Source organism: Amycolatopsis roodepoortensis (assembly GCF_024628825.1).
Classification (GTDB): domain Bacteria; phylum Actinomycetota; class Actinomycetes; order Mycobacteriales; family Pseudonocardiaceae; genus Amycolatopsis; species Amycolatopsis roodepoortensis.
On record NZ_CP102415.1, the window covers coordinates 3,862,400 to 3,883,196 of the forward strand.

Here is a 20,797-nt window from a genome sequence, read left to right on the forward strand (position 1 = left end):
GTGAACAGGGATGAGCGACGAGGACAAGACCGTCAACGACCGTTCTGAGCACTTGGACGCCGAAGAACCGAAGTCCGAAGAGGACGTCGATTCGGACACCGAGAGTGACGAAAAGCTCGTCCCGACGCCGTACCCGCGGAATCCGCCACTCCCCCAGCCGTCGGCCCCCGCCGAGGACGAAGACGAGCCGGTCTCGGGTGTGCTCGACGTGCCCGAGCGCCCACTGCGCCGCGCCGGCCGGTACACCCGGCGGATCGCGGTCGGCCTCGTGTCCCTGCTCGCCCTCGGTACGACGGGCTACGCGTACGTCACCAAGGACCAGCTGCAGAACAACGTCCCCACGACGAACGCCCTGAGCAAGCCCGACGACCCCGCCGCGCCGCCCGCCGACGACGGCGCGACCGACATCCTCCTGGTCGGCAGCGACGCGCGGACCGACGCGCAGGGCAACCCGCTGCCACTCCGCGTGCTCAAGCAGCTGCGCACCGAGGAGAAGGCGGGCGTCAACACCGACACCATCATCATCCTGCGCATCCCGAAGAACGGCGGGAAACCGTCCGGCGTCTCGATCCCGCGCGACACCTGGACCGACATCCCCGGCCGCGGCCCGAACAAGATCAATTCGGCGTACGGCTTCGCGAAGACCAACTACGCGAACGCCCATCGGGGTGAAACCGATCAGGCGAAACTCGAACGTGATTCCGATCAGGAAGGCCGCAAGGCACTGGTCCAGACCGTTCAGGAACTGACGCAGATCCGCATCGACCACTACGCCGAGGTCAACCTGCTCGGGTTCTACCTGCTGACCGAGGCGCTGGGCGGCGTCAAGGTCTGCCTGAATCACGCGACCGAGGACAAGGACTCGGGCGCGAACTTCCGGCGCGGCGAACAGACCGTGTCGGGCGGCGAGGCGCTTTCCTTCGTCCGGCAGCGGAAGAACCTGCCGCGCGGCGACCTCGACCGCATCGTGCGGCAGCAGACGTTCCTGTCCTCGGCGCTGAACCAGGTGCTTTCGGCGGGGACGCTCACCAGCCCGTCGACGATGTCGGGCCTGATGGACGTCGTGCGCCGGTCGATCGTTCTCGACGAGGGGCTGGACCTGCTGGAGTTCGCGCAGCAGGCGAAGGGGATCGCGTCGGGCGATCTGACTTTCACGACCATCCCGGTGGTGAACATCAACGGCCGCAGCGCGGACGGCCAGAGCGTCGTCGAGATCGACCTCGCCGCCGTGCGGTCCTTCATCTCCGGTCTGGCGGGCCGGGGCGGCGGTGGCGGCGCTCCCGGCGCGGCTGGAGTGCTCGCCGCGTCGAGCGTTCCCTGCGTGAACTAACGTCGTGGTGTGAGCCTCACCGAACTGCTGCTGCGGCCCGTGCTCGGGTCGCCCGCGAAACCGCTGATCACGCACTACGACGACAAGCAGGGCAGCCGGGTCGAACTGTCCGTGGCGACCACGGTGAACTGGGCGGCCAAGACGGCGAACTGGCTGGTCGACGAGTTCGACGTCGAACCGGGCGACGAGGTCGCCGTGGTGCTGCCGTCGCATTGGCAGACCGCCGGTGTCCTGCTGGGCGCGTGGTGGTGCGGCGCCAGGGTGGTGACGGAGACCGCGGGCGCGCGGGTGGCGTTCGTCGCGCCGGGCGGCACGTCCGACGCGTCCGCCACGGCCGTCGTCTCGCTGCACCCGATGGGCCTCGGGCTGCCCGCCGGTTCCGTGCCGGACGGGGCGCTGGACTACCTGACCGAAGCCCGGCTTTCGGGTGACCAGTTCAGCCCGCTGTTCCCCGTGCCCGGCGACACTCCGGCACTAGGATCGTCCACTGTGGACGAAGTGCTCGCCGAAGCCCGCTCTCGCGCTTCTTCCGCGAGCCTGTCCGCCGAAGATCGCGTTCTGTCCACTGTGGAGTGGGAGGGCGAAGAAGGGATTCTCGCGGGGTTCCTGACGCCGCTGGCGGCGGGTGCGCATCTGGTCCAGGTCACCGACGCGGATCCGGCCAAACTCGCCTCCCGGCGCGAAGCCGAGCGGACGACGGCGGATCTCCAGCCCTGACGTGAGATGAAGGGGCCTTTCGGAAGGCCCCTTCATCTCGAGGGTCAGGCTTCCTGGAGCTGCTTCGCCTCACGCTTGCGCCCGAAGAGCGCGTGGTCGAGCGACAGCTTGCCGGCGTTGAAGCCGAGCGCGAGCCCGGCGACCGCCAGGACGAGGACGAGCTCGTAACCGCCCTGGCCGGTGAGGCCGTTGTCGAGGTGCACCGAGAGCAGGGCGCCGACGGAGACCACGACGAAGCCGAGGCCCACCAGCGGCGTCAGGAAACCGACGATGAACAAGATCGCGCCCACGATCTCCACCGCGATCGCGAAGATCGCCGCGAGCGTCGGCAGCGGGATTCCGGTCTGCTCGAAGAACTTCGCGGTGCCGTCGATCCCGTTTTCCCACTTCTGCAGGCCGTGTGCGAGGAAGACCACACCGACACCGATCCGGCCGAGCAGGAGGGCGACATCCTTGAAACGAGCGAACATCGGGTATCAGCTTTCTGGTCGGTGAATATTCAACTTACCCGGATCACGGTAGGGCACCGGACGCCTCCGACGGCACCTCCGGAGCGTGATCGACAGGTACCCGACAGGAAGCGGCGTACGGCAGACTCTTGTCCGTGACGGACGAACGGCTGACGGGCCTGTGGTCGGATAGAATCCTGCATCCGGGCAGCGTCGAGTATGTCGACCTGGTGTTCCGCCGCGACGGCTCCGGATGGTTCTACTGGAAGAGCTGGAGCACCGGGTTCTCGGTGTCACGCTTCACCTGGGCGACTCCGGGCGCACTGGTCGTGAAGTTCCATCGCACCCTCGATGGCAGGTGGTCGGTCGACAACGGTGTCACCCGCCACGAAGTCGAATCCGACGAGGAGGACGAGTCCGTCATCGAGCTGGGGTACGAAATCGCGCCTGGCGAAGACCCGTTCGGGACCCCGGTGACCCTGCTCTCGCTGGACCGTCCGCTGATCGCGTATCTGGCGGGTTCGCAGTTCGCTTGGGTCGAGAAACCGGAGTCGCTCAGCGACCCGTCCGCCGGTGCTCCGCGGCCAGACCCGTCCAGCCTCCGCTGACGGCCAGCACCTCGAGCACCCGCTCGGCCTGCTCCGCGAACCCGGCCAGATCGGCGTGCAGCAACGCTATCCGCTCGGCGTCGAGCGGAGCCTCGTCGTCGGCCCACAGTTCGATCACCGTGCTGACGGTCCACACGAGGAACTGGATGATCCGGATGAACCCTTCCGACGGCTCGTCGACGGCCTCGCGGTAACCCGTCTCGATCTCGTCGCAGGCCGAGACCAGCTCACGCAGCGGCCGGACGACGTCGGCCGCCGTCCCGTCCCACGCGGCCGACGGCCACGTGCGATCCCCGAGTTCGAGCCACAACCGCCAGCCGGCGATCAGCTCGGCCTCGTCGTGCGGTGTCCACGACACCGGTGCGAACCAGAACATCTTTCGAGAGTGACACCGGCGGTCCATGATCGCCGTACTTCCGTGAAGCATCTCACCGAGGGGCGATCTCACCTGCGCATTTCGTCACCTGGTTGCGGGCCCCCGAAGCGCGTGATGGCCCCCTTCCCTCGGCTGAGCCGAGGGAAGGGGGCCATCACGCGGGAATGACGTCAGCCCTTGAGCAGGGCGCGCGCCATGACCATGCGCTGGATCTGGTTGGTGCCTTCGTAGATCTGGGTGATTTTCGCGTCGCGCATCATGCGCTCCACCGGGAAGTCGCGCGTGTAGCCCGCGCCACCGAAGAGCTGCACGGCGTCCGTCGTCACCGACATCGCGATGTCCGACGCGTACGCCTTCGCGGCCGCGGCCATGTAGCCACCGCGCTTGTCGCCACGCTCGGTCGCCGCGGCGGAGGCGTAGACGAGGTTCCGGGCGGCCTCGATCTTGATGCCCATGTCGGCCAGCATGAACTGGACGCCCTGGAACTCCGAGATCGACTTGCCGAACTGCTTGCGCTCCTTGACGTACGCGATCGACGCGTCGAGCGCGCCCTGCGCGATGCCCAGCGCCTGCGCGCCGATGGTCGGGCGGGTGTGGTCGAGGGTGCGCAGCGCGGTCTTCAGGCCGGTGCCGGGCTCGCCGATGATGCGGTCGGCCGGGATGGTGCAGTTCTCGAAGTGGATCTCGCGGGTCGGCGAGCCCTTGATGCCGAGCTTCCGCTCCTTCGAGCCGACGGTGAAGCCGGGGTCGTCCTTGTGCACGACGAACGCGGAGATGCCGTTGGCCTTCTTCTCGGCGTTGGGGTCGGTCACCGCCATCACGGTGTACCAGGACGATTCACCCGCGTTGGTGATCCAGCACTTGGTGCCGTTGAGCACCCAGTGGTCGCCGTCGAGCTTCGCGCGGGTGCGCATCGAGGCGGTGTCCGAGCCGGCTTCGCGCTCCGAGAGCGCGTACGACGCCGAGGCTTCGCCCGAGGCGATCGACGGCAGCACCAGCTTCTTGAGGTCTTCCGACGCCGAAAGAATGATCGGCACCGTGCCCAGCTTGTTCACCGCCGGGATCAACGACGCCGACGCGTCGACCCGCGCGACCTCCTCGATCACGATGCAGGCGGCGATGGCGTCCGCGCCCTGGCCGTCGTAGGCCTCGTCGATGTGGACGGCGTTGAAACCCGACTTGACCAGCGCGTTGTACGCCTCGATCGGGTAACGCTCGTCCTCGTCGACCTCGGCCGCGTAGGGCTCGATCTCCTTCTCCGCGAGGGCACGCACCGCGGCCCGCAGCTCCTCGTGCTCTTCGGCAAGCTGGTACAGACCCGGGCCGTCAGACACCTTCGTCACCTCTTCTAACCGCGTTTGGGAGTTTGACCGATGTTAGCGCTCGTTCACATTGTGCGACATCGCGAGCGCTTGTGTCTTTGACCGCAAAGTCCGTACGTTCGAGTGATGGAGCTCACCCCGTTCCCCCGGTCGCTCGACTATCCCGAGGTCCCGGTCGGCTCGGTGCTGGCAGGCGCCGCCGCTCGCTGGGGCGCCCGCACGGCCTTCGCCCACGGAGACCAGAGCCTCACCTTCGCCCAGACGTACAGCGCGGCCTGTCGCTTCGCGAACGCCCTGCGTGCCGAGGGCATCGGCAGCGGCGACGTCGTCGCGCTCCACTTGCCGAACTGCCTGGCGTACCCGGTCGCGTATTACGGGACGCTGCTCGCCGGGGCCACCTTCAGCCCGGCGAATCCGCTGCTCCCGCCCGACGACCTCGCCTTCCAGCTCGCCGACGCCGGGGCGGTCGCCGTCGTCACCGTCGGCCCCGTCGCCCGCGTGCTCGCTTCGGTCCGTGACCGGACGTCGGTCCGGCTGAGCATCGTCGTTCACCCGCCCGAGGCCTTGGCGCCGGGCGAGGTCGAGTTCACCGAGTTCTACTCCGCTCACTCGGACGAGCGGCCGGACGTCGAGATCGACATCTACCGCGATCTCGCCCATCTGGCGTACACCGGCGGCACCACCGGACGCTCGAAGGGCGTGTGCCTGCCGCACCGGAACGTAGTGGTCAACAGCCTCCAGAGCTCCTGCTGGCGGCTGGGCGCGGTCCCCGCTGTCGACGCGTCGGGAGAGGTGATCGTCGAGCAGCTCGGCGGTCCGGAGGAATGGCCCTCCCGGATCGGCACCGGCGTGGCCCTCAACCTGACGCCGTGGTTCCACGCCATGGGCACCATCGCCGCGCTCAACGTACCGCTGCTCGACGGCGGCACCGTCGTCCTGCACGACCGCTTCGACCCGGCCGCGTACGTGGCCGACGCCGAACTGCTTCGGGTCACCACCATCGGCGGGGCGCCGGCGCTGTTCGCCGCCCTGCTCGCCTGCCCCGAGTTTCACACAGCCGACCTGTCTTCGGTACTGACCATCGGGTCCGGCGCGGCGCCGATGAACCACGAGATGATCCGCGCCCTGCAGAAACGCTTCCCCGGAGTGATCATCACCGAGGGCTATGGCCTCACCGAGGTCACCATGGGCGCCGTCATCGCGCCGTCGTATCGCTCCGCCACCCGGAAGGTGGGCTCGGTCGGACTCCCGCTGCCCGACACCGAGGTCAAGATCGTCCCGGCCGAAGGCGGCGAAGATCCGTTGCCCGCCGGGGAAAGCGGGGAGGTGTGCCTGCGCGGCCCACAGGTGATGACCGGCTATCGCAACCGTCCCGAGGAGAACGCGGCCGCGCTCGTCGACGGCTGGCTGCACACCGGCGACATCGGCATCCTCGACGAGGACGGCTACTTGTCCATTGTAGACCGCAAGAAGGACATGCTGCTGTACAAGGGATACAACGTCTTCCCGCGCGAACTCGAAGAGCTGCTGATCACCCTGCCCGGCGTCGCCGCGGCGGCCGTCGTCGGCAAACCGGACACCGAGGTCGGTGAGCTGCCGGTCGCGTTCGTGGTGCGCAGCGACGAGAACGTCACCGCCGAGCAACTCCTGGAGGCCGTCGGCGCCCGCGTGCTGCCGTACAAACGGCTGCGGGCGATCCATTTCGTCGACCAGATTCCGGTCTCGGCGGCCGGGAAGGTGCTCAAACGGGAACTGCGGAAGCAACTCGCTGACTGACCCTCCCGCATTTCGTCCTCTGGATGCGGTGGTTCGATGGCGAACTACCGCATCCAGAGGACGAAATGCGTATCAGCGGCCGCGAAGGTTTCCGATCACCAGTTCCGCGGCCTTGAGCACACCCGCACACCGATCGGTGCCCCAATACTGCGAATCGACCCCATCGGGATACATGTAGTCGAACTCGAGAGCCGTATCGTCCGACACACCGACCACCATCGCGCACGACTTCATGTCGCCGAACAAGTGGTACTGCGCCGCAGGCAGGCCCTCGATCGACAATTCCCTCCACCCGGAGTACGTGCCCTGATTACCGGCACTCAGCGCCGTCAGTCCGGCAAGGCTTTTTTCGTTCACTGCCGGGATCTGCACACGCAACTGCGGCGCGTCCCGGATGACCCACGCACACCCCGTCAAAGGTGAATCCGCCCTGCTGGACTTGACTCGATCTGGCGGATCGACGACCAGCGCGGCGATATCCTCACGTTTCAACGAACTACAAGGGTCTGCCCGAAAAGACGCAAGATCAACGGGCTGCTCGACCGGCGTAACCGGAATCGCGCCTCCCGCCCTGGCCGGCGTCGGCCGTTCCTTGAGCAACGGTTCAGGCTTGCCAGGACCGCACCCGCCCATGAGGACGGCCGCCGCGAGTACGGCGACGGCCACGAACCTGACGCTATTCCGGGACTGCATCCGGCTCGACCTTCCATTGCTTCTGCTCGTCCATTCCGGAGCCTTCGCGGAGGTCGGGAACTTCGACGAAATTCGTCTGAATCTGCATAAGGCTGATAGCTCCAGCCTTGAAGGCACCGATGGTCTTGAGTGCCTCGTCGAACAATGAGCTGATCTTTTTGACAAGCTCACCGAGCGCCTCGATAATCGAGTCTATGACGTCGGCGAAGGTAAGCAGATTCACCCCAGGAATAGCAGAGGTCAGAGCTGCCACCAAAGCCTTCAAATCAATCTTGGCAAGCTCTCCGGCGCATTCGCCGAGGAAGGTGATCGCCGTTCCATAGGTTTTGATCACCTCGTTCGCGATGCCCGACATCACTCCGGAAATGCTTGCGACCGCCTCCTGTTCCGACTTGAGCACATTGGTCACGTTCGCAGCATGCGCGACGAACTGGTCGGCCGCCCGGCCGGTCCAGGTGCCCGCCAACGCCTGCACCGCATCGCCGATGTCATCGTGTGCGCCTTGTATCGTGGCATTGCTCGCGAACCGGAACGCGATCTCTTGAATCCCGACGGCGTTACCGAGAAGACGTGTCCGAATATCGTCGAGCATGCGGAACACATCAGGACGCCCAATAAATGGAAGTCCGGCGAAATCACGAATTTTCTGATCTGCGGCGAGCGGGTACGCCGGCAATTGACTCACGATCAGCCCTCGTCTTTCTCGAGGTCACGGAGGCGCTTGTAGTACTCTTCGTCCTGCGCGTCGTAGTAGTCGGCGGCCTTGTCCATGGCGTCCCCCAGCTTGAGCAAGCGCTCGAAGCCACGGGTGCTCTTCGCCTGCAACTCGGCGATCATCCCGTTGAAGGCTTCGATGATTCCGGCCTCTTCCCCCAGCATGCCGACGTCATGCACATTGAGGCGAAGCCCTTCTATGTCGACATTCGCGAAATCACGGATACGCCCGGCGGCATGAAAGACATCCTCGGTCGCCCTTCGAAGGGCTTCCGGATACACCTCGTAGCCGGAGCCACTGGAGCCGAGTGGCTCGAACGGGCCGCTCACCAAAGGCCTCCCTTCTCTGCTTCCTTGACCATCGCGTCACTCCTCGAGCGCGCTGCGCGTTCCGCCTCATTGATCGCACGAAGGATGTGCCGGGCGAGACTCGCCTCCGTCTGCGTTTCCACGGCATCGGGGTTCAGGTCGACCGACCTCAACGAGCCCATTCCGTCCACTGTGACCGTGCCGAGTCCGGCGGGAATGCTCCAAGTCAGGATCGCCGCACGACCGCTGCTCGCGGCTTGCTCGATCGCGGTGACTCTCGTATCGATTTCCTTGGCCAGGTGGTACAGCCTGTCGTGGGTGTTCACCGGTGACCACCCCGGTCGTCGAAGTCCTCGTCGGAGAGGAAGTCGACTTGGTCGAAGCTCTCTTCATCTGGCACTTCGTCTCGGGGCGTCCGCGCTCTCCGCACAGCGGCGGCGGTTTCCACCGACGACACCGGCGATGGTGGAACCGGACTCCCCACTCCCCATTCCGCCGCGGGTAGCGAAGCCGGCCGTTTCCCGACCAACGCCGCCAGCTCCGGAGCCGCCGCCGAGTGCGCGGCGCCCCGCGCGGCGTGGACGGCCTGCACGATGCTGTTTCCCAGCAGCTGCGGATGCGCGCGATCCAGCGCGTTGTCGGAGATCCGGAGATCGACGAGGTCACCACGCCCGGTCACCGTCGCGGAAACCGCTTGATCGGCGGACCGTCCGGTATGCACGGTCTCCTTGAGCCGGGCTTCCATGGCCCGCGCCTGATCGCGAAATACTCGAGGATCCTGTGGCGCCGTCATGAGCGCATCACAAAGCCAAGCATCGTGCTCCTCTCCTCCACCGCCGACCGTTCTGACCGGCAGTGCCCGCCTGACACCTTACTGTGACGGCCTATGCCCGCGAGCGAGATCCATGGAATCGAGAGGACGAAATGCAGATTCAGCCTTCGACGCGTTTGCGCAAAGCGGCGTCCTTGTCGAGCACCAACTGCTCAAGATCCGCCTGGAACCGCGCCATTTTCGCTTGAAGCTCCTCATCGGACGCGGCGAGGATGCGCACCGCGAGCAGGCCGGCGTTGCGCGCCCCGCCTACGGAGACGGTGGCGACAGGGACGCCCGCGGGCATCTGCACGATCGAGAGCAGCGAGTCCATGCCGTCGAGGTACTTCAGCGGCACCGGCACACCGATCACCGGCAGCACCGTCGCCGACGCGACCATGCCCGGCAGGTGCGCGGCACCGCCGGCGCCCGCGATGATCACGCGCACACCGCGCGAAGCGGCCGAAGTCGCGTAGTCGAGCATCCGCTGCGGAGTGCGGTGCGCCGAGTAGACCCCGACCTCGTACTCGACGCCGAACTCGGCCAGCGCCTGCCCGGCCGCTTCCATCGTCGGCCAGTCCGAATCGCTGCCCATGATCAGGCCAACCTGCGGCGACATACTCAGTAACTCCCTAGTGGATCTCGTAGCCGTCGAGCCAGACGGCGTGGGAAAGCCAGTGCGCGGCGAGCAGCGCGCGGTCGCGCAGCTCTTCCATGCGATCGCCGACGAGGTTGACATGGCCGAGTTTGCGGCCGGGACGCTCGCCCTTGCCGTACAGGTGGACGCGGACGTCCGGGTACCGCGCGAACAGGTGGTGCAGCCGTTCGTCCGGGCCCATCGCCGGGGCCTCGGGGGCTCCGAGGACGTTCGCCATCACACAGGCGGGGGCGATCAGGTCGGTCACGCCGAGCGGGTAGTCGAGCACGGCACGCAGGTGCTGCTCGAACTGTGAGGTCTTCGAGCCGTCCTGGGTCCAGTGGCCCGAGTTGTGCGGGCGCATGGCGAGTTCGTTGACCAGCAGGCCTTCGTCGGTCTCGAACAGCTCGACGGCGAGCAGGCCGGTCACGTTCAGCGTCGCGGCGATCCGCAGCGCCAGGTCCTGCGCCTCCTGCGTGCGCTCGCGGCTCAGCCCCGGTGCCGGGGCGAGCACCTCGGTGTTGATCCCGCCGGACTGCACGGTCTCCACCACCGGCCACGCCGCACCCTGACCGAACGGCGACCTGGCCACGAGCGCGGACAGTTCGCGCCGCATGACGACCTTTTCCTCGACCAGCAAGGGGGTTCCGGCGTCGAGCAGTTCGGGGACGGTCTCGCGGGCGTGCTGCGCGGTGTCGAGCATCCAGACACCGCGGCCGTCGTAGCCGCCCTGCGCCGCCTTGAGCACCACCGGCCAGGAGTGCTTGTCGCCGAAGGTGATCACGTCGTCCACAGAGGACACTTCGGCGAAGGCTGGGCCGGGGATCTCGAGCCCGGCCATCATCTCGCGCATGACGAGCTTGTTCTGCGCCATCGACAACGCGGCCGGGTCGGGCCGGATGGTGACGCCTTCCATCGCGAGCGTCAGCAGATGCTCGCCGGGCACGTGTTCGTGGTCGAACGTCAGCACATCGACCCCGGCGGCGAACGAGCGCAGCGCTTCGAGGTCGGTGTGGTGCCCGTGCACGACCTCGCCCGCGACGAGGCCGGCGGATTCGTTCTCCCTGGCGGCCAGCACGCGCAGGGACTGGCCGAGGGAGATCGCCGCCTGGTGGGTCATCCTGGCCAGCTGTCCGCCGCCCACCATGCCCACGATCGGAAGACCGGTTCGTTTGTCCATAACGGTGTGCAGATTACTTGGCCGCCACCGCCACGACCTGGGCGGACCCGCGTCGCAGCTCCCGTACCGCCAGGCCTGTGATGGCGATCGCAGCCGTGAGGACGTAGACGTTCCCGAGCAGCGACCAGCCCAGCCCCCAGCCGAACTCGGTCTCGCCGCCGTTGGGCACGAACATGATCAAGCCGCTCGCGAACAGCACCGCGACACCCGCGGCGGGCACCCACGATCGGCGGACGACGAGCAGGACGAGCAGCGGCACCGTCCACACCCAGTGGTGTGACCACGACACCGGCGAGAGCAGCAGCCCGTAGAACGCGGTCACCAGCAGCGCGCCGACCGGGTCGCCGCGGCGGTGCAGGCGCACGACCAGCCAAACGGCGGGGACGGCCAGGACGGCGGCGACGGCGATGGCGACCGCCAGTGACCACGACGCGAGTTCCGAAGCGCGGTTCACCAGTCCGTTGAGTGACTGGTTGAAGATCCAGTGCACGGAGCCGACCCGGCTGGGGTCGGTCGCCGATTCGGTCCAGAACCGGACGGCGTCACCGGGGATCACCGCGAACATCACCGCTTCGAGCGCGACGAACGTGCCGAGCGCCCGCAGCGCGTCCTTCCAGCGGCCGGTGAACAGCAGATGCGGCACGAAGATCAGCGGGGTCAGCTTGATCGCCGCCGAGATCCCGATCAGCACCCCGGCCCAGCGCGAACCGCGCGCGGAAAGCACGAGGACGTCGAGGACGATCAGCGCCATCAGGATGAGATTGATCTGCCCGAGGAAGATCGTCTTCCACACCGGTTCCAGCGCCAGCGCGCCCGCCGTGGCCAGCGGCAGCACCCACCACCGGGTGATCGGGGCGCCGCAGGCACGGGCGGCCACGGAGATCACGACGCTCAGGCAGACCACGGAGAGCGCGCCGACCACACCCCAGGTCAGCCCGGCCGGGACGATCGCGAGCGGCAGGAACAGCGGCGCCGCGGCCGGGGTGTAGGTGAACGGCAGCAGCACCCACGGAGGCAGCGTCGTCAGCGCCTCGCGGGTGTAGAGCGGTTCACCCTTCAGCAGCGTGAGCGCGCCGGCACGGTAGACGGCACTGTCCGCACCGAGGTGCCATTCGCCGAGCCACGCGACGATGCCGAGCGCGAGCATCGCCAGAGCGAGCGCACCCGCCAGCGTGATCCCGACGAGCCGGGCCTCAGCCGCCGGACGCGACTTCAGCATGCTTTTCGGTGTCCGCGGTGCCGCGCTTCCGGCGCAGGTACCACCAGCGCCCGGCCAGCGCCGCCGCCAGCACGAGCGGCATGAAGATGTACGCGCTGCCGAGGATGTTCTGCCACACCTGCCAGTGCAGCTCGACGTTGCGGCCGTTCGGCAGGATCAGCAGCACACAGCTGATGAAGACGAAGAACACCGCGAACGTGCCGAGCCAGCGTTTCCACGCGGTGGCGGGCGTCGTCTTCGGCAGCCGCGAGACCAGCAGGACGACCAGCGGCGCCACCCACACCCAGTGATGGGTCCAGGAGATCGGCGAGATCAGCAGGATCCAGAAGGCCGTCACCAGCATCGCCGCGAGCGCCTGGCCCTTGCGGTGGAAGCGCAGCACCAGCCAGATCGCCGGGATCGCGAGCAGCGCGCCGATCCCCATCGCCGCCTTCGACGCCCAGGGCGCGAGCTCGGTGAAGCGGTTCATCAGCGCGTTCAGCGACTGGTTGCCCGCCCAGTGCACCGGGCCGATGCGGCCGGTGTCGGGCAGCGTGTAGGTCCAGTACCGGGCCGCGTCGTGCGGGATGATCAGGAACATCAGGCCCTGCATCGCGACGAACGTGACGAGGCCGCGGACGGCGTCCATCCGGCGGCCGGTGATGAACAGATGCCCGAGGAACACGATCGGGGTGAGCTTGACCGCGGCCGCGACGCCGACGAGCACGCCGCCCCAGCGGCTGCCCCGTGCCCCGATGACCAGGATGTCGAGCATCACCAGCGCCATCAGGATGATGTTGATCTGGCCGAGGAAGATCGTGCGCCACACCGGCTCGAGGCCGAGGAAGACGAGGAAGAACGCGATCGTCGACCGGGCGGGCGAGGCCCACCAGCGGGGGCCGTCGGTCGACGGCTTCGGCAGCGCGCCGATGGCGATCCGGACGCACAGCGCCAGCGCGAGCAGCGAGACCGCGGTCAGGAGCCCCCAGGCGACCTGCGTCGGCACGATCGCGAGCGGGATGAACAGCAGCGCGGCGGTCGGCGGGTAGGTGAACGGCAGCAGCGCCCACCACGGCTCCACCGGAAGTGTGTTCGCGTCGTACAGCGGGTCGCCGTTCAGCAGCGTCTCGGCGCCGGCGCGGTAGACCGCGCTGTCCACGCCCAGCACCCACTCGTGCTGCCAGCCCCAGATACCGAAACCGATCGCGACCAGCGGGATCACCGACAGGATCAGGATCGATCTCGGCCGGACGGACAAGCGGGCGAGCGACTTCCGCAGCGACAATCGATGCTGCGGGCGGCTCGCCGAAACGTCGCCGTTGGCGTCGGCGGGAACAGTCCGGGTCACGCGAACAGGAAATCATGAACCAGGTCGTCCCTGGTCGACAGGGTCGGCCGTGACCTGGAGAACGTCTTACGCTACCCCGCGTCAGGAGCGCGCGAGCGTGCCGAGGAGATCGCACGCCAGTTCGTAGGTCGCCGGGAGCCGGACCGCCGAAATCTGCGGACGGCCGGTGTCCCGCAACTGGGCGTCCACGGAAAGCCGCTCGTTGAGCGCCCTTCGCAGCGCGACGCCGGACGAAGCGAGCCGCACGTCCTTCGGCACGAGGGCGCCCGCGACCGAAGGCCCGATCGAGGCGACGCTCTCCCCGCCGTCGAACACCTGCTTGAGCGCGTCCGCGACCAGGATCATCCCGGTCAGCCGCGGCCAGCCCGCGACCGAGCTGAAGTCCATCGAGACCACGAGCAGCGTGTGCGCCTCCGCGACCGGCCGCTCTTCGCGGCGGGCCTGGCGGTACAGCTCACTCAGCCGGGTCCTCAGGTAGGCGGCGGTGGGCAGCCCGGTGAGGGGTTCGGTGACCTCGGTGTTCACCAGCTGATCGGTCGCGACGTCCGCCCAGGCGAGCGCCGTCACCCTCAGCAACCGGGAGGGCGTGGAGTCGACATCCGGAGCGAGGAAACCGTCCACGGCGTCCGGGTCGGCGAGCACGGCGTGCAACGCCGCGAGGTCCGCGAGCGTTTCGGCGAGCCCGGCACCCGCGGCGGCCCGTGCCCGGCCCAGTCCCGCGAGGGCGGTCTCCGCCACTTCGGCGGGCGCGACCCGGCCGTTCTTGATCACCGCCGCGCAGACGGCGTCGACCTCGGGGAGACCCCAGTCACTCGGGAAACGCCAGCCCGCGGCCAGGCTGGCCGTCCGCCAGCGGGCCCGCAGTGCGCGGAGCGTGCGATCTCGTTCGAACCGGTTCCAGGCGGCTTGCCCATCGGATCCCCCGGACGGCGCACCGGTGGCCGGTACGTCCACTGCCCACCGCCCCTTTCCGTTCCGATCTTTTCGATCTTGCGATCGCTTCACGGTGGGGACGCCCGTCGACGCCGCGCGTGACGGCGTTTTTCAAGGATCTTTCCGAACTCTTCGGTAACCCAGGGCGGGTGATGGCGTTGCGCCCTCCGGGTCATCGAAGGGACCGCGAGGTGACGTGCGTCGCCCTGTCCGTCACACTGAGCGTGTTCGGGCGTTTAAGACAGTAGACCCGCCGAACCAGCAGATGAAGGAGCCCCGTGTCCACCGTTCCCGCCGATCTCTCCGGTAAGAGTGACGCCGAGCTGATCGCCGAGGTGCGTGACGGGAAGATCGCGTCTTACGGAACCCTTTACGAGCGCCACGCCGGCGCGGCGCACAACCTCGCCCGTCAGCTCGCCCGCTCGAGTTCCGAGGCCGACGACCTCGTTTCGGAAGCCTTCGCGAAGGTGCTGGACACGCTGCGCGGCGGCAAAGGCCCCGACGCCGCGTTCCGCGCGTACCTGCTGACAGCGCTCCGGCACACCGCTTATGACAAGACGCGCAAGGACAAACGCGTCGACCTGAACGAGGACATGTCCGACGTCGGCGGTGCCGTCGGCGAAGCGCTGACCGTCCCCTTCTCCGACACCGCCGTCGCCGGGCTCGAGCGCACGCTCGCCGCGAAGGCGTTCGCCAGGCTGCCCGAGCGGTGGCAGGCGGTGCTGTGGCACACCGAGATCGAGGGGCAGACGCCCGCCGAGGTCGCCCCGCTGCTGGGCCTGACCGCGAACGGTGTCTCCGCGCTCGCCTACCGCGCCCGTGAAGGGCTGCGGCAGGCCTATCTGCAGGTCCACCTGGCCGAGAACTCCGCCGAACGCTGCCGCGCGAGCGCGGACAAGCTCGGCGCCTGGACCCGGGACGGGTTGTCCAAACGCGAACGGACCCAGGTGGAGAACCACCTGGACGAATGCGAGAAATGCCGCGCGCTGGCCGCGGAACTGGCCGACGTCAACACCGGTCTGCGGGGGATCATCGCGCCGATCGTGCTCGGTGGCGCGGCTCTCGGTTACCTGGCGACGACCGGGGCGGGCAAGGCGGGCGCGGTCACCGCGGCCGCGACGGCCGCCGCGGCCGGTTCGAGTTCGGGCGCCGCCGGTGCCGCCGCGGCCGGACCGCGCCAATTCGCGGGTGTGGCCGGATCGGGCGCGGCCATCGTCGCCGCCGTCGCGGTGGCGCTCGCCGCCGGTGGCGGCACGCAGGAGATCCCGGCCGCCGCCGCGGTCGCGCCGCCCGCCGCGGCGCCCGCACCCCCGCCGGCCGCTCCGCCCCCGGCGCCTCCGGCCGCCCCACCCCCGGCACAGCAGCCCGTGCCGCCCGCTCAGCAGGCGCCGCCTCCGGCCCAGGCCCCGGCGCCTGCTCCGGCTCCGGCTCCCGCACCTTCGCCGACGGACCCGGCGCGTCCGTCGATGTCGGCGTCGACCCCGGCCGGTGGGGTCCAGCTCAGGCCCGGTGAACCGGCCAACCTGCCGATCACCGTGCGCAACGACGGTGGAGCGAAGTCCGAGCCCGTGGCGGTCTCCCTGAATCTTCCGCAAGGTGTGCGGGCCGTTCCCGCCGGAGGTGGCGGCGCGATGGGCGCCGACGGCTTCCGGCAGCAGGCGCCCGCCACGATCGCGGTGAGCTGCCCCGGCGGCACGGGAACGGTGACCTGCCGGACCGGTACCGGCCTCGAACCGGGCCAGTCCGCGGTGCTGACGTTCCGGCTGCTCGCGGACGAGACGGCCAAGGACGGCAGCGTGGTCCGAGGATCGGTGACGGCGGGGGCGCAGATCAACGTCCGGGTCGAGGTGCAGGTCAAGGTGCCGGCACCACCGAAACCCCCGGAGCCGCGGGACGACCTCACACTCACGGCCAGGAGCGTCGGCCTGTCCGGGTTCCCCTGGAACCGCAACCCACTGCTGAACATCAGCGTGAAGAACACGGGCGAGACGACGAAGCCGGTGACGATCACGCTCGATCACCGCATTCTCTACTCGTCGAGCTTCTCCGGCATCCGATGCACTCCGACCGGCGAAGGTGCGTCGTGCACTTCGCGTGGCTCGCTGGCTCCGGGGCGCCAGGCGAACTTGATGGTGACGTTGAAGGGCCGTCCGCCGGCGCATGTCCCGGTGACGGTGAACGCCACCCTCGGCGCTGCTAAGGCGAAGCCGGTCGAGGTCTACTTCGACTGCTGGCACCACTGGTGTGACGACGACGCGCTGCTTCCGTCGACCACGGTGCCTTCGCTGCCTTCGGTCACCTCGAAGCCTTCGGGCGCTCCGGATACGACGAAGCCCGGGCGGCCAGGGTGGCCTGTTCCGACGAAGAAGCCTCAGACGTCCGTGTCGCCTTCGGCGCCTGCACAGCGGGAGCCGTCCCAGCCGGCGGAGACGACCACGACCACGAGCGCGCCGCCGCAGCCCGGCAAGTCCAAGCCGTCCACGCGGCCCAACGGAGTGGTCGACCGCATTTTCCAGTAGCGTCGCCCGCATGCGGGGGAAGCATCGCGAACTGCTGCGGTTCGTACTGGTCGGTGGCGCGAGCTTCGTCATCACGATGACGATCACCTACGGGCTCAAGTTCACCGTGCTGACCGACAAACCGGTCACCGCGCTGGTCATCGGCGTGCTGGTGGCGACCGTTTTCTCGTACGTGGCGAATCGCGAATGGTCCTTTCGCAGCCGCGGCGGGCGGGAGCGAGCCCATGAGGCGGCGCTCTTCTTCCTGCTCAGCGCGATCGCGCTCGGTCTCAACGCGCTTCCGCAGCTGGTTTCGCGGTACGTGTTCAAGCTGGAGCAGCCGTATGTCGGGCTGCTGACCCAGGAGATCGCCGACTTCGTCAGCGGCGTGATCGTCGGCACCCTGCTCGGCACGGCTTTCCGCTGGTGGTCGTTCAAGAAATGGGTCTTCCCGGAGGCGGACGCGCGGCCGCGGCTCTTGCGCGGTGGCGGCCGGGAGATTTCCGGCATTCCCGACGATTCGGCCGCCTGACCTGCCAAGTGGTAGCAAAGGTCCCTTGCTCTCTTTTCGCAGGCGCGGCACGTCGCGAAAGCCACTTTCGCGACGTCTGATGTCCCGAAAGTGGCTTTCGCGACATGATCGCCGGGGCAGGGGCGGGGCGGGCCACGAGCGACGTTGCGAAGCGAGCGTCTGTCAGGGTCGCCACCGAAACGCCCAAAGCGTCATATACCGCGCTGTCCATCCCCTGCCGACCCGTTCGGCGGGCGACGCGAATTAGACTGATCTGGTGACCGTGGTCGAATCCGTCCTTTCCAGGACGCCCGAGCCGCTCCGATCCGTGCTGATCAAGCACCGTGAGCTGTTGAAGTTCGCGATCGTGGGCGGCACGACGTTCCTGGTCGACAACGGCGTCTGGTACCTGCTGAAACTCAGCGTGCTGGAGTCGAAGCCGACCACGGCGAAGGCCATCGCGATCATCGTCGCGACGATCGTGTCCTACATCCTCAACCGCGAGTGGTCGTTCCGGACCCGCGGCGGCCGCGAACGGCATCACGAAGCGGCGCTCTTCTTCGTGATCAGCGGCATCGCCGTGGTGGTCAACCTGATCCCGCTCTACACGTCGCGCTACATCTTCGACCTCGAAGTGCCGCACGTGACGCGGTTCGTCCAGGAGCTGGCGGACTTCACCAGCGGGTCGATCATCGGCATGCTGCTGGCGATGTTCTTCCGCTTCTGGGGTTTCAAGAAGTGGGTCTTCCCGGATGAGCTGGGCAAACGCCGCCGGGACAGCGACGAGCCGGACGACGACGTCGTTCCCCTGCGCTAAGTACTTGTCACACGACATGTGATTGTCTAAGGTCATCCATGTCAACGTTCCTTCACTGATGACGCCGGCCGGGTTCGTACGGTCGAGCGGGACGAATCCGAGGTGATCGCCAAGCGCGAAGAGGACCGCATCCGGTTCGGATGACGGTTGAGCCTTTTCCCGTCTTGGCGGGGATCCGGGGCTGCTTTCGAGCACTGCTCCGCGTCCCTCGCGTTCCCTCGTTTCTTCCAGTGAATGGATCTCTTCCTTGAGCACCGCTCTCGGCGCGCCGCCGCGCGCCCGAAACACCCTTGCCCTCGTCGGGCTCTTCGCCGCCGTCTTCCTGGCGATGCTCGACGCCCAGGTCGTCGCGACCGCGCTGCCGCGCATGGTCGGTGAACTCGGCGGCGCCGCGTCGTTCGCCTGGGTCACCACCGCCTACCTGCTCGCGGGCAGCGTCAGCGCGCCCGTCCACGGAAAACTCGGCGACCTCTTCGGCCGCGAGCGCGTCGTGCTCGCCGCGATCGCGCTGTTCGTCCTCGGCTCCCTCGCCTGCGCGCTCGCGCCGACGATGCCGCTGCTGATCACCGCCCGCGTACTTCAGGGCATCGGCTCCGGCGGCCTGTTCGTCGCCGTCGCCGCGATCATCGGCGAACTGTTCCCTGGACGCGAAGGCGCCCGCTACTTCGCCTGGTTCTCGATCTGCTTCGCCGGCTCCTCGCTCGCGGGCCCTGTCGTCGGCGGCGTCCTGACCGACCTCGCGGGCTGGCGGTCGATCTTCGGCCTCAACGTGCCGATCGGGCTGGCCGCGTTCGGTGTCGTCGCGCGCTGTCTGCGCCTCGAACGACGCCGGACGACCGCGCCGTTCGACCTCTCGGGCATCGTCGTCCTCTCCGGCGCGATCGTCGGCCTGACCCTGGCGACGCCGCTGTCGGCCACGATCGGCGCGGCGCTGCTCGTCGCCTTCCTGCTCATCGAACGCCGGGCGGCCGAACCGGTGATCCCGCTCCGGCTGTTCCGCTCCAGGACGTTCAGCCTGAGCGTGCTGGCCAGTGCCGCCGCCGGGTTCGTCTTCCTGGGTTCGGTCAACTACCTGGCGCTCTTCCTGCAGACCGCGGGCGGCGCCGGACCTTCGGAAGCCGGGCTCCTGCTGCTGCCGATGACGCTCGCGGTCGCCGCGTCGTCGATGGTCGCGGGCCGGGTCATCGCCAAGACCGGCGCCTACCGCTGGGCACCGATCCTCAGCATGGTCCTCGGCCTCGCGGCCGCGCTCGCGATGTCCACAATGGACGAAATGACGCCGCTGCCGCTCGTCGTCGCCTACCTCGTCGTGTTCGGCGCGGCGGCCGGGCTCAACATGCAGGTGCTCTCCATGGCGGCGCAGCGGAACGTCGCCAGGACCGATCTCGGCGCGGTTTCGGCGACCGTCGGTTTTCTGCGATCCCTCGGCACCACGGCCGGGCTGACCGTTTTCGGCGCGGTGTTCACGAACGCCTTCACCGACGACAGTCCCGCCGGTTACTCGTCCGCGCTGAACGGCGTGTTCCGGGTGATGGTCCCCGCCCTGGCCGCCGGTCTCGCCGCTTCCCTCTTCCTGCCGCGCGTTTCGTTGCGGCACCACCACTAAGGAGTCCTTCGATGATCCTCGTTCTCGGTTCCACCGGCAAAATCGGCCGCGAGCTCGTCCCCGCGTTGCTGGACAGGGGCGCTCGCGTGCGCGCCCTGACCCGCGACCCCGCCCGCGCCCGGATCGATCCGCGCGCCGAGGTCGCCGCCGGTGATCTCGATGCCTTCGACCCCGCGCTGCTCGACGGCGTCGACCGCGTGTTCGTCTTGACCTCCGGGCACGGCTCGGACCCGCTCACCCAGGAGCGGGCCGTCCTCAAGGCCGCCACCGGCGTCTCGCACGTCGTCAAGCTCTCCACGACCGGCATCCACTTCGGACAGACCGACTCCATCTCCCTCGTGCACGCCGAGGCTGAACGAGCCGTGCGCGAAGCCGGGCCGGACTGGACGATCCTGCGTCCCGGCACGTTCATGGACAACCGGTTCGCGTGGCTGCACGCCGTGCGCGGCGACGGGGTGGTCCGCGTCCCCGAAGGCGACCCGGCGTCCGCGCTGGTGCACGTCCGCGACATCGCCGACGTCGCCGCGACCGTGCTGACCACCGACGGTCACGCCGGCAGGACGTACCCGATCACCGGCGGCGAAGCGCTCACGACGCGGCGACAGGTCGAGATCCTCGGCGAGGCGCTCGGGCGGCCGCTGACGTACGTCGAAGAGCCCGAAGCCGCTTCGCGGGCCAGGATGCTCGGGTACGGCTGGCCCGCTTCGGCGGTCGATGGGCTCTTCGAGCTCAAACGGCAGTCGGCCGGCAACGAGGAGGTCGTGTTCGACACCGTTCGCGAGCTGCTCGGGCGGGAGCCGCTGACGTTCGCGGACTGGGCTCGGGAGCACGCCGCCGCGTTCGCCTGACCTGCGGAAAGGGAGCAAGGGACCTTTGCTACCACCTGGCTCCCGCGGTCCGTGAAGGCCTCCTTACCTACCTTCAGGGTAGGCAAGGAGGCCTTCACGGACTTGAGACCTGAACT

Annotated in this window: 22 protein-coding genes; 9 read left to right on the forward strand and 13 right to left on the reverse strand. The window is 68.3% G+C overall.

All coding sequences use genetic code 11. The features are described from left to right. The first annotated feature begins 10 nt into the window (after positions 1–10). Positions 11–1,330 (forward strand): LCP family protein, encoded by a 1,320-nt coding sequence (locus tag NQK81_RS17935; RefSeq protein ID WP_257489087.1) that lies wholly within the window; start codon positions 11–13, stop codon positions 1,328–1,330. Positions 1,331–1,339: 9 nt separating this feature from the next. Continuing rightward, positions 1,340–2,047: a TIGR03089 family protein gene (locus NQK81_RS17940; RefSeq protein ID WP_257489088.1), complete on the forward strand. Its 708-nt coding sequence runs from the start codon at positions 1,340–1,342 to the stop codon at positions 2,045–2,047. A 44-nt stretch (positions 2,048–2,091) separates the two neighbouring features. On the opposite strand, the gene NQK81_RS17945 is transcribed toward NQK81_RS17940, so the two are convergent. Next, on the reverse strand, positions 2,092–2,517 hold the full coding sequence (locus NQK81_RS17945) for a DoxX family protein (RefSeq protein WP_257489089.1): 426 nt from the start codon (positions 2,515–2,517) through the stop codon (positions 2,092–2,094). Between the two features lie 134 nt (positions 2,518–2,651). Between NQK81_RS17945 and NQK81_RS17950 the strand changes: the two genes are divergently transcribed. Further along, complete coding sequence (locus tag NQK81_RS17950; protein WP_257489090.1) at positions 2,652–3,104, forward strand: hypothetical protein; 453 nt, start codon at positions 2,652–2,654, stop codon at positions 3,102–3,104. On the opposite strand, the gene NQK81_RS17955 is transcribed toward NQK81_RS17950, so the two are convergent. Beyond that, positions 3,052–3,480 (reverse strand): hypothetical protein, encoded by a 429-nt coding sequence (locus tag NQK81_RS17955; RefSeq protein ID WP_257489091.1) that lies wholly within the window; start codon positions 3,478–3,480, stop codon positions 3,052–3,054. The two genes, NQK81_RS17950 and NQK81_RS17955, sit on opposite strands and share 53 nt — an antisense overlap. Before the next feature lie 170 nt (positions 3,481–3,650). After that, on the reverse strand, positions 3,651–4,823 hold the full coding sequence (locus tag NQK81_RS17960; protein WP_185927251.1) for an acyl-CoA dehydrogenase family protein: 1,173 nt from the start codon (positions 4,821–4,823) through the stop codon (positions 3,651–3,653). Between the two features lie 105 nt (positions 4,824–4,928). Between NQK81_RS17960 and NQK81_RS17965 the strand changes: the two genes are divergently transcribed. Further along, positions 4,929–6,578, forward strand: a complete 1,650-nt coding sequence (locus tag NQK81_RS17965; protein WP_257489092.1) for a class I adenylate-forming enzyme family protein — start codon at positions 4,929–4,931, stop codon at positions 6,576–6,578. A gap of 72 nt (positions 6,579–6,650) precedes the next feature. On the opposite strand, the gene NQK81_RS17970 is transcribed toward NQK81_RS17965, so the two are convergent. From NQK81_RS17970 to NQK81_RS18015, 10 genes are all read right to left on the reverse strand, one after another. Then, positions 6,651–7,244: a DUF3558 domain-containing protein gene (locus NQK81_RS17970; protein ID WP_257489093.1), complete on the reverse strand. Its 594-nt coding sequence runs from the start codon at positions 7,242–7,244 to the stop codon at positions 6,651–6,653. Between the two features lie 10 nt (positions 7,245–7,254). Next, positions 7,255–7,956, reverse strand: a complete 702-nt coding sequence (locus NQK81_RS17975; RefSeq protein WP_257489094.1) for a WXG100 family type VII secretion target — start codon at positions 7,954–7,956, stop codon at positions 7,255–7,257. Positions 7,957–7,958: 2 nt separating this feature from the next. Next, positions 7,959–8,315 (reverse strand): hypothetical protein, encoded by a 357-nt coding sequence (locus tag NQK81_RS17980; RefSeq protein WP_257489095.1) that lies wholly within the window; start codon positions 8,313–8,315, stop codon positions 7,959–7,961. Next, a complete protein-coding gene (locus NQK81_RS17985) occupies positions 8,312–8,620 on the reverse strand; it encodes a YbaB/EbfC family nucleoid-associated protein (RefSeq protein WP_257489096.1) in 309 nt (102 codons plus the stop codon). The genes NQK81_RS17980 and NQK81_RS17985 overlap by 4 nt, the downstream gene beginning before the upstream one ends. Next, positions 8,617–9,039 (reverse strand): YbaB/EbfC family nucleoid-associated protein, encoded by a 423-nt coding sequence (locus tag NQK81_RS17990; protein WP_257489097.1) that lies wholly within the window; start codon positions 9,037–9,039, stop codon positions 8,617–8,619. Before NQK81_RS17990 ends, NQK81_RS17985 begins: the two co-directional genes overlap by 4 nt. A gap of 187 nt (positions 9,040–9,226) precedes the next feature. Continuing rightward, positions 9,227–9,724: a 5-(carboxyamino)imidazole ribonucleotide mutase gene (gene purE / locus NQK81_RS17995; protein WP_126735171.1), complete on the reverse strand. Its 498-nt coding sequence runs from the start codon at positions 9,722–9,724 to the stop codon at positions 9,227–9,229. Positions 9,725–9,737: 13 nt separating this feature from the next. After that, entirely contained in the window at positions 9,738–10,922 is a 1,185-nt protein-coding gene (locus NQK81_RS18000; protein WP_257489098.1) for a 5-(carboxyamino)imidazole ribonucleotide synthase, read from the reverse strand. Positions 10,923–10,935: 13 nt separating this feature from the next. Continuing rightward, on the reverse strand, positions 10,936–12,141 hold the full coding sequence (locus tag NQK81_RS18005; protein WP_257489099.1) for a glycosyltransferase 87 family protein: 1,206 nt from the start codon (positions 12,139–12,141) through the stop codon (positions 10,936–10,938). Next, entirely contained in the window at positions 12,116–13,468 is a 1,353-nt protein-coding gene (locus tag NQK81_RS18010; RefSeq protein ID WP_126735174.1) for a glycosyltransferase 87 family protein, read from the reverse strand. The genes NQK81_RS18005 and NQK81_RS18010 overlap by 26 nt, the downstream gene beginning before the upstream one ends. Positions 13,469–13,549: 81 nt before the next feature. Next, the gene (locus NQK81_RS18015; protein WP_126735175.1) at positions 13,550–14,422 is read right to left on the reverse strand and encodes a PleD family two-component system response regulator; all 873 of its coding nucleotides are present in this window, start codon (positions 14,420–14,422) and stop codon (positions 13,550–13,552) included. Positions 14,423–14,679: 257 nt separating this feature from the next. Here NQK81_RS18015 and NQK81_RS18020 point away from each other — a divergent pair, with 257 nt between their 5' ends. The 5 genes from NQK81_RS18020 to NQK81_RS18040 all read left to right on the forward strand — a co-directional run bounded on the left by NQK81_RS18020 (position 14,680) and on the right by NQK81_RS18040 (position 20,681). Beyond that, positions 14,680–16,920 (forward strand): sigma-70 family RNA polymerase sigma factor, encoded by a 2,241-nt coding sequence (locus NQK81_RS18020; protein WP_257489100.1) that lies wholly within the window; start codon positions 14,680–14,682, stop codon positions 16,918–16,920. 10 nt (positions 16,921–16,930) lie between these two features. After that, the gene (locus tag NQK81_RS18025) at positions 16,931–17,431 is read left to right on the forward strand and encodes a GtrA family protein (RefSeq protein WP_126735177.1); all 501 of its coding nucleotides are present in this window, start codon (positions 16,931–16,933) and stop codon (positions 17,429–17,431) included. 256 nt (positions 17,432–17,687) lie between these two features. Continuing rightward, a complete protein-coding gene (locus NQK81_RS18030; RefSeq protein WP_192746646.1) occupies positions 17,688–18,227 on the forward strand; it encodes a GtrA family protein in 540 nt (179 codons plus the stop codon). A gap of 247 nt (positions 18,228–18,474) precedes the next feature. After that, complete coding sequence (locus NQK81_RS18035) at positions 18,475–19,833, forward strand: MDR family MFS transporter (protein WP_257489101.1); 1,359 nt, start codon at positions 18,475–18,477, stop codon at positions 19,831–19,833. Positions 19,834–19,844: 11 nt separating this feature from the next. Further along, positions 19,845–20,681 (forward strand): NAD(P)H-binding protein, encoded by an 837-nt coding sequence (locus NQK81_RS18040; protein WP_257489102.1) that lies wholly within the window; start codon positions 19,845–19,847, stop codon positions 20,679–20,681. Positions 20,682–20,797: the final 116 nt, after the last annotated feature.